This window comes from Kitasatospora indigofera, assembly GCF_014655955.1.
GTDB lineage: Bacteria > Actinomycetota > Actinomycetes > Streptomycetales > Streptomycetaceae > Kitasatospora > Kitasatospora indigofera.
In genome coordinates, this window is the sequence record NZ_BNBO01000009.1 from 38571 (window position 1) to 53547 (window position 14977).

Annotated in this window: 12 protein-coding genes; 5 read left to right on the top strand and 7 right to left on the bottom strand. The window is 75.1% G+C overall.

The genetic code is table 11. The features are described from left to right. The first annotated feature begins 431 nt into the window (after window positions 1-431). Window positions 432-1514, top strand: coding sequence for a carboxylate-amine ligase (locus IE329_RS11060; protein WP_190210689.1), 1083 nt, complete (start codon window positions 432-434; stop codon window positions 1512-1514). 186 nt (window positions 1515-1700) lie between these two features. On the opposite strand, the gene adhP is transcribed toward IE329_RS11060, so the two are convergent. The 3 genes from adhP to IE329_RS11075 all read right to left on the bottom strand — a co-directional run bounded on the left by adhP (window position 1701) and on the right by IE329_RS11075 (window position 6358). Beyond that, a complete protein-coding gene (adhP, locus tag IE329_RS11065) occupies window positions 1701-2714 on the bottom strand; it encodes an alcohol dehydrogenase AdhP (RefSeq protein WP_190210690.1) in 1014 nt (337 codons plus the stop codon). Window positions 2715-2956: 242 nt separating this feature from the next. Then, window positions 2957-4528, bottom strand: coding sequence for an APC family permease (locus tag IE329_RS11070; protein ID WP_190210691.1), 1572 nt, complete (start codon window positions 4526-4528; stop codon window positions 2957-2959). A gap of 192 nt (window positions 4529-4720) precedes the next feature. Continuing rightward, window positions 4721-6358: an amidohydrolase gene (locus tag IE329_RS11075; RefSeq protein WP_190210692.1), complete on the bottom strand. Its 1638-nt coding sequence runs from the start codon at window positions 6356-6358 to the stop codon at window positions 4721-4723. A gap of 151 nt (window positions 6359-6509) precedes the next feature. Between IE329_RS11075 and IE329_RS11080 the strand changes: the two genes are divergently transcribed. Both IE329_RS11080 and IE329_RS11085 read left to right on the top strand, forming a co-directional pair. Continuing rightward, on the top strand, window positions 6510-7142 hold the full coding sequence (locus tag IE329_RS11080) for a TetR/AcrR family transcriptional regulator C-terminal domain-containing protein (RefSeq protein ID WP_190210693.1): 633 nt from the start codon (window positions 6510-6512) through the stop codon (window positions 7140-7142). 218 nt (window positions 7143-7360) lie between these two features. Beyond that, window positions 7361-8920, top strand: coding sequence for an adenosine deaminase family protein (locus IE329_RS11085; protein WP_190210694.1), 1560 nt, complete (start codon window positions 7361-7363; stop codon window positions 8918-8920). Window positions 8921-9053: 133 nt separating this feature from the next. On the opposite strand, the gene IE329_RS11090 is transcribed toward IE329_RS11085, so the two are convergent. Both IE329_RS11090 and IE329_RS11095 read right to left on the bottom strand, forming a co-directional pair. Beyond that, window positions 9054-9998 (bottom strand): M56 family metallopeptidase, encoded by a 945-nt coding sequence (locus tag IE329_RS11090; protein ID WP_190210695.1) that lies wholly within the window; start codon window positions 9996-9998, stop codon window positions 9054-9056. A 5-nt stretch (window positions 9999-10003) separates the two neighbouring features. Then, window positions 10004-10408, bottom strand: a complete 405-nt coding sequence (locus IE329_RS11095) for a BlaI/MecI/CopY family transcriptional regulator (protein ID WP_073927218.1) — start codon at window positions 10406-10408, stop codon at window positions 10004-10006. A 263-nt stretch (window positions 10409-10671) separates the two neighbouring features. On the opposite strand from IE329_RS11095, the gene IE329_RS11100 reads away from it, so the two are divergent. Both IE329_RS11100 and IE329_RS11105 read left to right on the top strand, forming a co-directional pair. Beyond that, the gene (locus IE329_RS11100; protein WP_190210696.1) at window positions 10672-11247 is read left to right on the top strand and encodes a TerD family protein; all 576 of its coding nucleotides are present in this window, start codon (window positions 10672-10674) and stop codon (window positions 11245-11247) included. A 115-nt stretch (window positions 11248-11362) separates the two neighbouring features. Next, window positions 11363-11944, top strand: coding sequence for a TerD family protein (locus IE329_RS11105; protein ID WP_190210697.1), 582 nt, complete (start codon window positions 11363-11365; stop codon window positions 11942-11944). Window positions 11945-12390: 446 nt separating this feature from the next. On the opposite strand, the gene IE329_RS11110 is transcribed toward IE329_RS11105, so the two are convergent. Beyond that, entirely contained in the window at window positions 12391-13956 is a 1566-nt protein-coding gene (locus tag IE329_RS11110; RefSeq protein ID WP_229927355.1) for an RNA polymerase sigma factor, read from the bottom strand. 218 nt (window positions 13957-14174) lie between these two features. After that, window positions 14175-14921, bottom strand: coding sequence for a FadR/GntR family transcriptional regulator (locus tag IE329_RS11115; RefSeq protein ID WP_229927356.1), 747 nt, complete (start codon window positions 14919-14921; stop codon window positions 14175-14177). Window positions 14922-14977: the final 56 nt, after the last annotated feature.

The window sequence follows — 14977 nt, forward strand, 5'->3', positions numbered from 1 at the left end:
GGCACCCCGGCCGGGCCGCCCGCGTGCCGTCCCCGGACCCCAGCCACCGCGCACGATCACCGGAACCGACCTGACTGCGGAGGAGCCGCCGATGACCCGCCCGCCCGACCCCGTGCCCCCCAACCCCACGCCCGCCCCCGGCCCCGGCGGGCCCGGGCCCGGGCCGCTCCCCGGCCCGCTGCCGGTGCCCGGCGGTCCCGATCCGGTGCCCCCCGCACCGCCCGCGCCGGGCCCGGGGCCGTGGCCGGACGGGCCTGGTCCCGCCCCGGAGCCCGCCCCCGGTCCCTTCCCGGTGCCCGGGCCGGGCCCCGCCCCGGAGCCGGTGACGTGAACCGGTGACGTCAACCGCTGACATGGGCCGGTGACGAAAACCCGTGACATGAGGGCGGGCGGGCCGGATTGACCGGGGCCCGGCGGGGTAGCCGGGCGCCATGCTGACCTTCGGAATCGAGGAAGAGTACCTGCTCATCGACGAGGTGAGCGGTGTACCGGTGCCCCGGGCGGCCGAGGTCCTGGCCGCCGCGGACCTGCTGCCGGCCCTCGGGCCGGAGGAGGCCCAGCACGAGCTGCTGCAGGTGCAGGTCGAGGTGGCGACGCCCGTCTGCGAGGACCTCGCGGAGGCCGCGGAGCACCTGGTGCGCCTGCGCGAGGCGGTCGGCACCGCGGCGCAGAAGGCGGGCTGCCGGATCGGCCCGGTCGGCGCGGCGCCGTTCCAGGGGCTCACCCCCGTCCCGGTCACCGACCGCGCCCGGTACCTGTCCGCGCGGGCCGACGCCCCGCAGCTGGTGGACGACCTCATGCTCAACGGCATGCACGTGCACGTCGGCGTCCCCGGCCGGGAGAGCGGGGTCGCCGTCCTCAACCGGATCCGGCCCTGGCTCCCGGTCCTGGTCGCGATGGCGGCGAACTCCCCCTTCTGGCAGGGGAAGGAGACCGGCTTCGCGAGTTGGCGGACGATCCACTTCGACCGCTGGCCGGCCAGCGGCCAGCCCCCGGCGTTCCGCGACGCGGCCGACTACGAACGGCGGGTGCAGGCCTTGCAGGACACCGGACTGATCCGGGACCGCGGCGCCCTGTACTGGCACGCGCGGCTGTCCGAGCGGTTCCCCACCATCGAGGTCCGCGCCGCCGACGTCCAGCTGCTGCCGCAGGACGCCGAACTGTTCGCCGCCCTGGTCCGGGCCCTGGTGGCGGCGGCCCTGGCGGAGGAGCGCGCCGGTGTGCCGCCGCTGCGGCCTGAGGAGGAGATGCTGCGGGCCGCCACCTGGCAGGCCGCCCACAACGGGCTCGACAGCCGGCTGGCCTCGCCCGGTCTCCCGTTCGCCCGCCCGGCGGCCGCCGTCGTCGAGGAGCTGATGGCGTACGCGGCGCCCGGGCTCGCCGAGACGGGGGACACCGGACGGGCCGAGGCCCTGCTGGGCGACTTCCTGGCGGCCGGGACGGGCGCGCAGCGCCAGCGCCGGGCCTGGCGCGAGGGCGGCCGCGCCGGGCTGCTGGACCTCATCGTCCGGTAGCCCGGCGCTCCGCCGTCCGCCGGCCGCCGTCCGCCGTCCGCCGGCCGCCGTCCGCCGTCCGCCGTCCGCCGTCCGCCGTCCGCCGGCCCGGCGGTCCGTCCGGCCCGGTGCCTGCCCGCCCCGCTGCTCGTCCGGTGCCTGCTCGTCCGGTGCCGGCCCGCCGGGGGCCGCCCGGCCGCGGCCGGGTCAGCGCAGGTCGAAGACCAGGCGGGCGGTCACCCGGCCGGAGAGGATGTCGGCGAAGGAGCTGTTGACCTCGTCCAGGCGGCGCGACTCGCGGATCACCCTGGTCCGGCCCAGCGCGTGCAGCCGGAACACCTCCGCCAGGTCCTCGCGGGTGCCGACGATGGAGCCGATCACGCTGGTGCCGTTCAGCACCGTGTCGAAGACGGGCAGCTCAAGCCGGCCCTCCGCGGGCAGCGCGACCAGCACCAGGGTGCCGCTCCGCCGGAGCGCGCCGTAGGCGGCCTGGAAGGAGGCGTTGTTGACCGCCAGGGCGATCGCCGCGTGCGCGCCGCCGAGCTTCTGGACCTCGGCGGCGACGTCCGCCGTCCGGGCGTCGATCACGTGGTCGGCGCCCAGGTCACGGGCCAGCCGCAGCTTGTCGTCGGTGATGTCCACCGCGATGGTCTCGGCGCCGCTGATCCGGGCGTACTGCAGCGCCAGGTGGCCGAGCCCGCCGATGCCCGAGACCAGCACCCGGGTGCCCGGCCGGGCCCCCGAGTCCTTGACCGCCTTGTACGTGGTGACGCCGGCGCAGGACAGCGGCGCCGCGTCCAGCGGGTCCAGCCCCTCGGGCACCGGCACGACGTAGTCGCCGTGCGCCACCGCGTACTCGGCGTAGGCGCCGTCCACCGAGTAGCCGCTGTTGTGCTGCTGGAGGCAGAGCGTCTCCCAGCCGGAGACGCACTGGTCGCAGCGGCCGCAGGCGTCCGCGAGCCAGGCGATGGCGACCCGTTCGCCGACCGCCACGTGCCGGACCAGCTCCCCGGCGGCCTCGACGATGCCGACCCCCTCGTGGCCCGGGACGAAGGGCGGTGACGGCTTCACCGGCCAGTCGCCGTGCGCGGCGTGGATGTCGGTGTGGCACAGCCCGGAGGCCTCGATCCGGACCAGGACCTGGTGCGGGGCCGGCTCCGGCACCGGACGGTCCTCGATCTCCAGCGGGGCGGTGAAGTCGTTGACGACGGCGGCCTTCATGAATGCGACTCCGTTCGGCAGGGGTGTCCGGGCCGGCGGGTCCGTCCGGGCCGGGTCCTCGCGCCCGGCGGCCGGGCGCCGTCCGGGCGCGGCGGCGGGCGTGGCTCCCCTGCAGCCTCACCCGTGCGGCGTAGCGGCGCAGGGCGGGCGGGCCGAACGGGTGAGCGCGCGTGGCGGGCGGCGGGCCGGGGCCCGCGCCCGGCCCGCCGCCCGCCCGGGGTTCCCCGGCCGGCCCGGCGGCCTCAGGCCGGCCGGTCGGCGGCGTCGGCCCCGGTGGTCCCCAGCCGGGCGTACACCTCCGGGCGGCGCGCCCGCAGCCGCAGGGCGAGGAACACCCCGGTCAGGAAGACCACCGGGACGATCGCGATCAGCGGCCGGTTGACCTCGGGCCCGGCGCCGGTGAACAGGTCGAGCTTCCAGCAGACCAGCACCGTCGCGCCGCACAGCAGCACGGTCGAGGCCAGCGGGGCCACCACCGTCCGCAGCCGGCCGGCCGAGGCCGGCCCGGGGTTCTTGCGGAAGAACGCGAACACCGCGAGCCCGGCGACCGCCTGGAGCAGGAGTATGCCGACCACGCCGGGCGAGTTCACCCGGAGGAAGAACTGGTTGTAGGGGTCGGCGCCGACCGCCCGGGCCACCAGGACGGCGGCGGCCGCCAGGACGGACTGCGCGATGCCGCCGATCCACGGCGAGCCGTGCCGGGGGTGCACCCGCCCGAGCGCGGCCGGGGCGGCGCCCTCGGAGGCGAGCGCGTAGCCGTAGCGGGTGATGGTGTTGTGGAAGGCCAGCAGCGCCGCCAGCAGGCTGGTGACGATCAGCACCCGCTGGAGGTCGGTGGCCCAGCCGCCCACGTAGTGGGTCATCGCGGTGAAGAACATCCCCGAGGGGTCCGCGGTGGCGGCCTGCACGGCCTCGCCGTCGCCGAAGGCCTGGATGATCATCCAGGTGATGAAGGTGTAGAAGAGGCCCAGGAAGGCGATCGCCAGGTACGTCGCCCTGGGCACCGTGCGCTGCGGGTCACGGGCCTCCTCGCGGTAGATCGCGGTGGCCTCGAAGCCGACGAAGGCGGCGAAGGACAGGCCGAGCACACCGCCCATCCCGCCCTGGAGGACGTTGCCCGGCGCCAGCCCGGCCAGGCTCAGCCCGTGCGCCCCGCCCCGGGCCAGCACCGCGCAGGCCAGCACCAGCAGGATCCCGGTCTCCGCGATCAGCAGCGCGCCGAGCACCTTGGCGCCCAGGTTGATGCTGCGGTAGCCGAGCAGCCAGACCACCGCGACGCCCACCAGTGCCCAGACCGGCCAGGGCAGGTCCACCCCGAGCAGGTCGTTCGCGGTGGTCCGGGCGAAGTACCCGAAGGCGCCGAACATGCCGATCTGGATGGCGTTGTAGGAGAAGACCGCGAGCAGGGCCGCACCGAGGCCGGCCGGGCGGCCGAGGCCGAGGGTGACGTAGGCGTAGAAGGCGCCGGCGTTCTTGACGTGCGCGGTCATCGCGGTGAAGCCGACCGCGAAGAGCGCCAGCACCAGGCCGGTGGCCAGGTAGGCGACCGGGGCGCCGATGCCGCCGAAGGCGATGGCGAACGGGGCCACGCCGGCCATCACGGTCAGCGGGGCGGCGGCGGCCACGACGAAGAAGACGATGTCGCCCACGCCGAGGATGCCGCCGTCCAGCTTCCGGCCGCCGGTGGCACCGGAGCCGTGCGGGCGGTCAGAGCCGTGCGGGTGGGCGGAGCCCTGCGGGCGGTCAGAGCTGTGCGGGCCGTCGGGGCGTCCGGTCGGTGCGGCGGGGGCCGCTGCGTCGGAGGGCAGATGCATGGGGGAGCTCTCCTTGTCGTACGAACGAAGGGTGGGCGAGCCGCCGGCCGGACGCGGGGAGGTCGGGCCGGGGGCGGGTGCCGGGTGGTGCCGGGTGGTGCCGGGTGGTGGGGGTGGTGCGGGGTGCCGGGGGAGGGGGAACGCCGGAGCGGCGGGGGAGGCCCGGGCGGGCCGGCCGTCAACCGACGGCCGTCAACCGCCGGCCGGCGCGAGCGCCGTCCGGTGGGTGGGGCGCCCGCCGAGCCAGGTGCCGAGCACGGGTACGCCGGGCAGCTCGCCGGGCGGGACGGTGTGGGGGTCGGCGGCCAGCTGCACCAGGTCGGCCCGCAGGCCCGGGCGCAGGACGCCCCAGAGCTCGTCCTCGAAGGCCTGGTGGGCGACGCCGGCCGAGTAGGCGGTCAGCGCCTGCGTCAGGGAGATCCGCTCCTCGGGCAGCCAGCCGCCGGCGGGCACGCCCTGCGGGGTCTGCCGGGTGACGGCGGTGGCGATGCCGGCCAGCGGCTCGTACCGGGTGACCGGCCAGTCGCTGCCGAAGGAGACCCGGGCGCCGCTGGCGAGCAGCGCGGCGATCCGGTACTGCCGGGCGCCGCGCGCGGGGCCGAGCCGGGGGAGGGTCAGCTCGGTCATCAGCGGGTCGGTCTGGGCCCAGAGCGGCTCGAAGTTGGCGATCACCCCGAGTTCGGCGAAGCGCGGCAGGTCGGCCGGGTCGACCAGCTGGACGTGCGCGATCACCGGGCGGCGGTCGCGCGGGCCGTTGCGGCGGGCGGCGGCCTCGATCGCGTCCAGCGCGAGCTTGACGCCGCGGTCGCCGATGGCGTGGATGTGCGGCTGGAAGCCGAGCGCGTCGACGGCGGTGACCGCGTCGGCCAGGTCGGCGGGCCGCCAGTTGGCGCTGCCGTGCGAGTGCGGGCAGTCGGCGTAGGGCTCCAGCAGGGCGGCCGTACCGGACTCGACGACGCCGTCGGCGAAGAACTTCACGCTGTGCGCGGTCAGCTGCCCGGCCCCTTCGGCCGCCACCCGGGCCCGGTCGGCGGCCAGCCCGGGCAGCCGCTCGCGCCAGCCGTCCGGCTGCAGCAGCAGGCCGAGGCCGGCCCGGACGGAGAGGGCGCCGGCCCGGGCGGCGGCGATCCAGACGCCGACCTGGGCCGGCTCGACCCAGGCGTCCTGCACCCAGGTGATCCCGGCGGCGGCCAGCGCGGCGGTGGTGTCCCGCAGGGCGGCGAGCTGCTCCTCGGGGCCCGGTTCGGGGACGAGCCGCAGCAGCGGGTCGAGGGCGCCGAACTCGCGCAGGGTGCCGAGCGGCTCGCCGTCCGGGCGGCGGACCACCTCGCCGTTCTCCGGCTGCGGGGAGCCGGCGGTGAAGCCGCCCCGGCGCAGCGCCTCGGTGTTGGCCCAGCCGGTGTGGTGGTCCATGGTGCGCAGCAGGACGGGCCGGTCGGGGACGACGGCGTCGAGCAGGCGGGCGTCGAAGAGGCCGCCCTCGGCGAGCCACGGGTCGAAGGCGTCGCCGCGGATCCATTCGGCGTCGGGGTTCTCCCCGGCCCAGCGGCGGACGGCCTCGACCACCTCGTCCAGGCTGGTGCAGTCGCGGACGGGGACGCCGCGCAGGCCGATGCCGCCGAGCAGCGGGTGCACGTGCCCGTCGCCCCAGGAGGGCAGCAGCGACCCGCCGGCCAGGTCGACGACCTCGGTGCCGGGCCCGCGCAGGGCGAGGGCCGCGTCGCCCAGGGCACTGACCCGGCCGGAGCTGACGGCCAGGGCGTGGGTGACGGGGTCGCCGGGGTCGCCGGTGTGGATCCGGCCGCCGGTGAAGAGCGTGTCTGCACGCATGGGCGCTGCGTCCTCCCTGTGGAACTGAATGAGGTTCGGTTAACGTAGGCGGAGCATCCGAGGGTGCGGAAGAGTTTTATTGAAAGTCATTCAGTAACATTTGGGTGACGGAGATCGTCGGCCACGGTCGACCGGACGAAGGGAAACCGGCATGGGCAGGCCGCGCACACCACTGCTGGACCGCGCCCGGATCGTGGACGCCGCGTTCCGGCTGGTGGACCGGTCCGGCGACCTCACCATCCCGGCGCTCGCCAAGGAACTGCAGGTCAGCCCCTCGGCGCTGTACCACCACGTCGCCGGCCGGGCCGAGATCGTGGCGATGATGCGCGCCGAACTGGTCCGCACCATCGGCGGCCGCACGGTCTGGGACCTGCCCTGGGACGAGGCGCTCGCCGTCTGGGCCCGCTCCTACCGGGACGCCTTCGCCGAGCACCCCGGCATCGTCCGGGTGCTGGCCACCGCCCCGCTCTCCGAGCCCTTCATGCACGCCATGTACGAACTCGCCGTGGTCGCCCTGGAGGACGCCGGCTTCGCCGCCGCCGACGTGATGGGCGTGATCACCGCCCTGGAGAGCTTCGTCCTCGGCTCGGCCCTCGACCTGGTCGCCCCGCCGGTGATGGTCGACGCGGTGGCCCGCGACGCGGCCCCCCGGCTGGCCGCCGCCCTGGACGCCGTCCCGGCCGGCCGCGAGCGCGCGGACCAGGCCTTCGAGACCGGCCTGCGCGCCATCCTGGCCGGCTACCGGGCGATGCGCACCGCGCCGGCGTCGGCCGGCGGCGCCTGAGCCGGCCGGCTTCCCGGCCGACGGGCCGTCAGCAGGCCTCCGCCGCACCGCCCCCGCACCGCCCCCGCACCGCCCCCGCACCGCCCCCGCACCGCCCCCGTGGCGGCCGGGGGGCGCGTCGCGGCGGACGGGCCGCGCGCTCCGGCGATCGGCTGACCTCGCGCTCCCGTCGGCCTGTCGCACCCGGCAGCCGGACGGCCCGGGGCCAGGATGCGGCCATGATCCGCACACGCCGAGCCGCCGCCGCGGCCCTCGCGACCGGCACCGCCCTGCTCCTCTCCCTGGTCCCCGCCTCCGCCTCCGCCGACGCCCGGCCGGGCGGGGCCCCGGAGGACCGCGTCACCCGGTACCTGCACAGCATCCGGGACCGGCCCGCCGAGCTCCGCGCCTTCTTCGAAGCCCTGCCCAAGGGCGGCGACCTGCACAACCACCTGGCCGGCGCCGCCTCCACCGAACTGCTGCTGCAGATCGCCGTCGACGAGGGCCTGTGCATCGACCGGGCCACCTCCACGGCCGCCTTCGCGCCCTGCGCCGAGGGCAGCCGGCCGGCCGCCGACACCCTGACCGACGAGGACTTCCGGCTGCAGGTGATCAGGGCCTGGTCGATGCAGGACTTCGTCCCCGGCGCCGAGTCCGGCCACGACCACTTCTTCGCCACCTTCGGCAAGTTCGGGCCGGCCTCCTGGACCCACCCGGGCCGGCTGCTGGCCGAGGTCGCCGACTCGGCCGCCGGCCAGCACCAGTCCTACCTGGAGACCATGCTCACCCCGGCCTCGGACGCGGCCGCCGCGCTCGCCGCCAAGGTCGGCTTCGACAGCGACTTCGAGGCCCTGCGGCAGAAGCTGCTCGCCGACGACGGGCTCGGCCAGGTGGTCAGGACGGCGATCGCCGAGGCGGACGCCACCGAGGCGGAGTACCGGGCGACCTCGCACTGCGACGGGCCGGGCGCCGCGCCGGGCTGCGCGCTGACCGTCCGGTTCATCTCCCAGGCCTCCCGGGCCTCCACCCCGGCACGGGTGTTCACCCAGCTGCTGGTCGGCATGGAACTGGCCCGGCAGGACCCGCGGTTCGTGGCGGTCAACCTGGTCCAGCCCGAGGACGCGCCCGCCGCGCTGGAGAACTACCGGCTCCAGATGCAGATGCTGGACTACCTGCACGGCGTCTACCCCGAGGCGCACATCACCCTGCACGCGGGGGAGCTGGTGCCCGGCCTGGTCAAGCCCGAGGACCTGCGCTTCCACATCCGGGAGGCGGTCGTCACCGGCCACGCGGAGCGGATCGGCCACGGCGTCGACCTGGCGTACGAGGACGACCCGCAGGAGCTGCTGCGGCTGCTGGCCGACCGTCACGTGGCCATCGAGGTCCCGCTCACCAGCAACGCGCAGATCCTCGGCGTCAGCGGGCCCGAGCACCCCTTCCCCCGCTACCGGGCGGCGCACGTCCCGGTGGCCCTGGCCACCGACGACCCCGGGGTCTCCCGCGGCGACATCACCATGGAGTACCAGCGGGCCGCGCTGACGTACGACCTCGACTACCCGGCGCTGCGCGACCTGGCCAGGGCGTCCCTGGAGTACGCCTTCCTGCCCGGGCGCAGCCTGTGGGCCGACCGGGACGGCTACCGCCCGGCCGCCGAGTGCGCGGGCGACGAGCCGGGCACCGACCACCCGGGCGCCGCCTGCGCGGCGCTGCTGGCCGGCAGCCCGAAGGCCGAGCTGGAGTGGCAGCAGGAGTGCGGCTTCCGCACCTTCGAGGCCGGGATCCCGCGCCGCCGGCCGTGACCGGGCGCCGGAGCCCCGGGCGGCTGCGAAGGCCCGCCCGGGGCTCCGGCCTGCCGGGGGTGCCGGGCCCGTTCCGGGGGCCGGCCTTGACGGCTCGCCCCCCGGGCGCCCGGCGGGAATTGTCAGACACGACCTAGAGCGGCGTGGCGGCCTTGAGCACCAGCAGCAGGGCCACCGCCGCGTTCACCGCGGACAGCGCCGAGGCCGCCGTGCCCGCCGCCGCGACCATCGCCGCCAGACCGGCCGGACTGTGCGCGGGCGGCCAGCCGCCGGCCGCCGGGACGGGCCCCAGCAGGGCGGCGACCCGGCGCGGCACGGGGCCGGGCGCGGCAAAGGCGGCCAGGCCGGGCGGGGTGTGCGGGCCGCCGGCCCGGTGCGTCAGCAGGGCGGCGTTGGCCACCGCGCGCGCGGTCAGCCGCCGGTCGCCGACCGCCTCGGCGGCCTCCTCGTCGGCCCAGCGCTCGGCGCCGAAGGCGACGGCGGCCTGCAGCGGGCGCAGGAACGGGTTGACCCGGCTCGCCAGCCGGGTGGCCAGCAGGATCCGGTGGTGGCGGTGGGTCAGGTGGGCCCGCTCGTGCGCGAGCAGGGCCCGGTACTCGTCCGGCGCCAGGCCGGCGGCCATCGCGGTGGAGGCCACCACCCGCCCGGGCCGGCCGGGCAGCGCGTAGGCGTACGGCGTGCGGTCCGGCAGGACGGCGACGTCCCGCTCGTGCGGGACGGCGGCCAGCGCGTGCCGCAGCCGGCGCCGGACCCGCAGGTGGCGTACCAGGGTGGCGCCGCAGGCCACCGCGACGGCGCAGAGCAGCGCGATGCTGCCGAACCCGACCGCCTCGTGGAACGGCACCACGTCCCGGACCTCCGGGGCCGACCAGCTGTCCGGCAGCGGGTTGCCCGGGATCTGGGCGGTGCCGATCACGCCGAGCAGGCCCAGGCAGAGCGTGCTGCAGACGCCCATCACCACGCTGAGCGCGGTCAGCAGCCGGGCGGCCGTCCGGGGGTGCAGGTGCAGTCCGGCCAGCCTGGCGATCGGCAGCGCGGTCAGCGGCAGCACGAGCGGGAGGAAGACGAAGACGCCCACGGGGGTCAGCTTCCGTCGTCGACGGCACTGTCCAGCAGGGCCCGCAGCAGGTTCTCGTCGTCGGGGAGCAGGGTGCTCACGAAGCTGGCCAGCACGGCGTCCCGGTCGGCCTCGTTGTCCAGCACCCGGCGCATCCGCAGGGCGGCCAGCCCGGCGGTGTCGGAGGCGGCCCGCCAGACGTACGAGCGGCCCGAACGGCTGCGGGAGACGGCCTTCTTGGCGTGCAGCCGGGACAGGATGGTCATCACCGTGGTGTAGGCCAGCCCGTCGCCGAGGTGCTGCTGCACCCAGACCGCGGTGGCCGGGCCGGGCGCCGCCTGGAGGGCCGCCAGGACCTGCGCCTCCAGTTCACCCTGCCCGCGCCTGCGCACCCGCGGGTGCTCGGCGGGCGCTTGCTGTTCGGTGCCCATGCCGGGCTCTCCCTCCGGTCTCGCCGCCCGGTCCTGCTCGGGCGCGCTGTCCATCCTACTGACCGGTCCGGCCTGGATCTTTGCCGGGCCTTTGCCCGGCTTTTGCCGGTGTCGCGCCGGGCGCCGCCATCGCCGGTACCGGTCGGGCCCGATGACGGCCGGACAGATTCTCCTGTTCTCTACAGTGTTGTAGATTTATGATCCCCGAACCACAGAGAGCCGGGCGTTCCGGGCCCGGCACGGGGAATCCCCAGGAGGGCAACATGGGAGTCTCGCTGGCCAAGGGCGGCAACGTCTCGCTGACCAAGGAGGCCCCGGGGCTGACCGCGGTCATCGTGGGCCTCGGCTGGGACGTCCGCTCCACCACCGGGGCCGACTTCGACCTCGACGCCAGCGCCCTGCTGTGCAACGACGCCGGACGGGTCGTCTCCGACCAGCACTTCGTCTTCTTCAACAACCTGCGCAGCCCGGAGGGTTCGGTCGAGCACAGCGGCGACAACCTCACCGGCGGCGGGGACGGCGACGACGAGCAGATCAAGGTCGACCTGGCGAGCGTCCCGGCCAACGTCACCAAGGTGGTCTTCCCGGTGTCGATCTACGACGCCGACGCCCGGCTGCAGAACTTCGGCCAGGTCCGCAACGCCTTCATCCGGATCGTCAACCAGGCCAACGGCAGCGAGGTGGCCCGCTACGACCTCAGCGAGGACGCCTCCTCCGAGACCGCGATGGTCTTCGGCGAGCTCTACCGCTACGGCGCCGAGTGGAAGTTCCGGGCGATCGGCCAGGGTTACGCCTCCGGTCTGCGGGGCATCGCCTCCGACTACGGGGTCAACGTCTGACCGGTACCGCGGGCCCCGGCCAGGGCCCGCCGCCGGCCGCCCGGCGCACCGGTGGCCCGAGCCGGTGCACAAGCGCATCGTCCGACCGTCGGCCGACAAAAGGAGAGCAGGACTCATGACCGTCAACCTCGGCAAGGGACAGCGGATCAGCCTGGAGAAGGCCGGCGGAGGGGCGCTCAGCGTGGTGCGGATGGGCCTCGGCTGGAAGGCCTCGCCGCGCAAGGGGTTCCTGGCCAAGCTGCTCCCGAGGGAGATCGACCTGGACGCCTCGGCCGTGCTGTTCGCGGGCAGCAAGCCGGTCGAGGTGGTCTACTTCCAGAAGCTGACCAGCTCGGACGGCTCGGTGCGGCACAGCGGCGACAACCTGACCGGCGGGGCCGGCCAGGGCGCCGACGACGAGTCCATCGTGGTGGACCTGCAGAAGGTGCCCGCGCAGGTCGAGCAGATCGTCTTCACCGTCAACTCGTTCACCGGGCAGACCTTCCAGGAGGTGCAGAACGCCTTCTGCCGTCTGGTGGACGAGAGCAACGGCACGGAGCTGGCCCGCTACACCCTCACCGGCGGCGGCCCGTACACCGCCCAGATCATGGCCAAGGTCCACCGGGCGGGCACCGGCTGGCAGCTGACCGCGATCGGGGAACCGGCCGCCGGCCGCACCTTCAAGGAGCTGCTGCCCGAGATCGCCAAGCACCTGTGACGGCGGGCGGCGGGCCCGCCCGGTGAAGGGCGGCTGAACTCCGTCCGGCCGCCGGGCCGCTGACGCCCGGCCGGCCGGGGCCGGGCCGCCGCCCCGCCGGTACGGGAGGACCGCCACGACCTGGTAATGTTCTCGGTGTCGGAAGAGAGATCTTCCTGGCAGGCGTCGGAGGTGCTGGTGGAGCACGCCCTACTTTCAGTAGGGAGAGTCCGTTCAAATCGGGCCCGGCGCTCCAGTTCTTCCGGGCCCGGCCCGGACCACCGCAGGGTGGTCCGGGCCGGGCCCTTCTCATGTCCCCCCGCGGCCCGGCCGTCGCCCGGACCCTCCCCGCCCCCGGACCCGCCCCTCCCGGCCGCCCGCGTACGGGCCCCGGCGTCCCGGCACCGCACGCGGCCGGGCCCCGGCCGGGAGGATCCGGCCGGGGCCCGTACGTCCGGGAGGCCCGGTCAGTCCAGGTAGTCGCGCAGCACCTGGGAGCGCGACGGGTGGCGCAGCTTCGACATGGTCTTGGACTCGATCTGGCGGATCCGCTCACGGGTGACCCCGTAGACCTTGCCGATCTCGTCCAGCGTCTTCGGCTGGCCGTCGGTGAGGCCGAAGCGCATCGAGACCACGCCGGCCTCGCGCTCGGCCAGCGTCTCCAGCACCGCCCGGAGCTGCTCCTGGAGCAGGGTGAAGCTGACCGCGTCGGCGGGCTTGACGGCCTCGGTGTCCTCGATCAGGTCACCGAACTCGCTGTCGCCCTCGTCGCCGAGCGGGGTGTGCAGGGAGATCGGCTCACGCCCGTACCGCTGCACCTCGATCACCCGCTCCGGGGTGAGGTCGAGCTCCTTGCCCAGCTCCTCCGGGGTGGGTTCGCGGCCGAGCGACTGGAGCATCTGGCGCTGCAGGCGGGCCAGCTTGTTGATGACCTCGACCATGTGCACCGGGATGCGGATGGTGCGGGACTGGTCGGCCATCGCGCGGGTGATCGCCTGGCGGATCCACCACGTGGCGTAGGTGGAGAACTTGAAACCCTTGGTGTAGTCGAACTTCTCGACCGCGCGGACCAGGCCGAGGTTGCCCTCCTGGATCAGGTCCAGGAAGAGCATGCCGCGCCCGGTGTAGCGCTTGGCCACCGAGACCACCAGGCGGAGGTTGGCCTCCAGCAGGTGGTCCTTGGCGCGCCGGCCGTCCTCGGCGATCAGCTCCAGCTCGCGCCGGAACACCGGGGTGAGCTCCTCGCCGGAGGCGAGCTTCTCCATCGCGAACAGGCCGGCCTCGATGCGCTTGGCCAGCGACACCTCCTGCTCGGCGTTGAGCAGCGAGACCTTGCCGATCTGCTTCAGGTAGTCCTTCACCGCGTCGGCGCTGGCGCCGGGCGTGGTGACCTGCACCTTGGGGGCGTCGTCCTCGTCGTCGTCCGACAGGACGAAGCTGCCGATGCCGGGGGTCTCCGGCTCCTGGCCGGCTTCGCCGGCCGTGGCCTCGTCGAAGAGGTCGTCCTCGGCGGCGGGCTCGGCCGCGGAGGTGTCCTCCGGGCCGGCCTTCGCCGCGGTCTTCTTGGCGGCGGCCGGGGTGGTCTTCTTCGCGGCCGTCTTCTTCACCGCGGCGGCCTTCTTCGCGGGGGCCGCCTTCTTGGCCGCGGCCGCCTTTTTCACCGGCGAGGCGGCCTCGGCGGGCGCCCCGGAGGCCTCGTCGGAGGCCTCCACGGGGGCCGCTGTGATCTTCTTGACAGGGGTAGCGCGCGTGGCTACGGTTTTCTTGACAGAGCGCCGGTTCGGGTCTCCAGCAGCTGGTTTGGGCTCCTGTGCAGGTCGGACCGCCAGGACTACCCCGTCCTCGTCGAGCACCTGGTTCAGGCTCCGGAGGACGACCTTCCACTGCGTGGTCGGAATGTTGTCGGCCTCGAAAGCCTGGCGCACCTCATCGCCGGTGATGTGTCCTGTGGTCCTGCCGCGCTCGATGAGTGCCATCAAGGACGCGGATTCAGCGATCCGATGCGGAAGCGTGCGGGACGGGCTGGGCGACACGAGTGGCCTCTCGGTGCAGTGGGCATGAAACGGCTCCGCCGCGCACGGAGTGTGTGACGGATCAGGGATCCTCCACGCGGCAAGCACCGTTCGACTAATCGTTCCCGGAGTCCGAGGCGTTACGCATCGATGGAGTGACCCGGGTCACTCCGCTGCCGTAGTGGCCCCGGCGGCCCGCCGGGCGCCGCCCCGCCGGGCCCGGATCCCGGTCCACCCGGTCAGCCCAGGAACCCGCGCAGCAGGGCCGCGGTGGCCTCCAGGTGCTCCTCGGTGCAGCGCCTGGCGCCCTCGGCGTCGCCGGCCAGGATGGTGTCCACCATCGTGCGGTGCTGCTCCGAGGCGTGGTCGATGTTGCGCTCCAGCATCGGTATCGCGTTGAGCAGGTCGTTCAGCCGCATCCGGCTCTCGGCGATGCCGGCCGCCAGCGAGTGCGAGCCGGTGAGCTCGGCGATCGCGAGGTGGAAGCGGGAGTCCAGCTGGCGGTACTCCTCGGGGGCGGCGTTCTCCAGGTCGGCGAGACGTTCCCGCAGGTAGGCGCGCTGCTCCTCGGTGAGCGGGCGTCTCGCGGCCTGCTCGGCGGCGCCGGTCTCCAGCACCATCCGGTAGGTGAGCGCGTCCTCCAGCCCGGCGCCCATGTCCTGCACGGCCCGGCGCAGGTCGCCGGGGTCGGGCGGCGGCAGCCGGTAGGTGACGAAGGTGCCGCCGTAGCGGCCGCGCCGGGACTCGACGCAGCCGGCGAGCTGCAGCGAGCGGATCGCCTCGCGCAGGGTCTCCCGGCTCACGTTCAGCCGGCCGGCCAGCTCACGCTCCGGCGGCAGCCGGTCACCGTACGCGAGGACGCCCAGCTTGATCGCCTCCAGGAGCCGCTCGACCGTCTCCTCGAAGGTGTTGCCGGTCCGGACGGGGCGGAAGATCGCGCCGCCCCGCCAGTCCATCCGCGCGTCGCGCGCGCCCGCCAGGTCCACTCCGGAATCCTACCGAGGGAGGGCCGGCGAGCCAGGTCGGCAGGTCCCCTTGACGG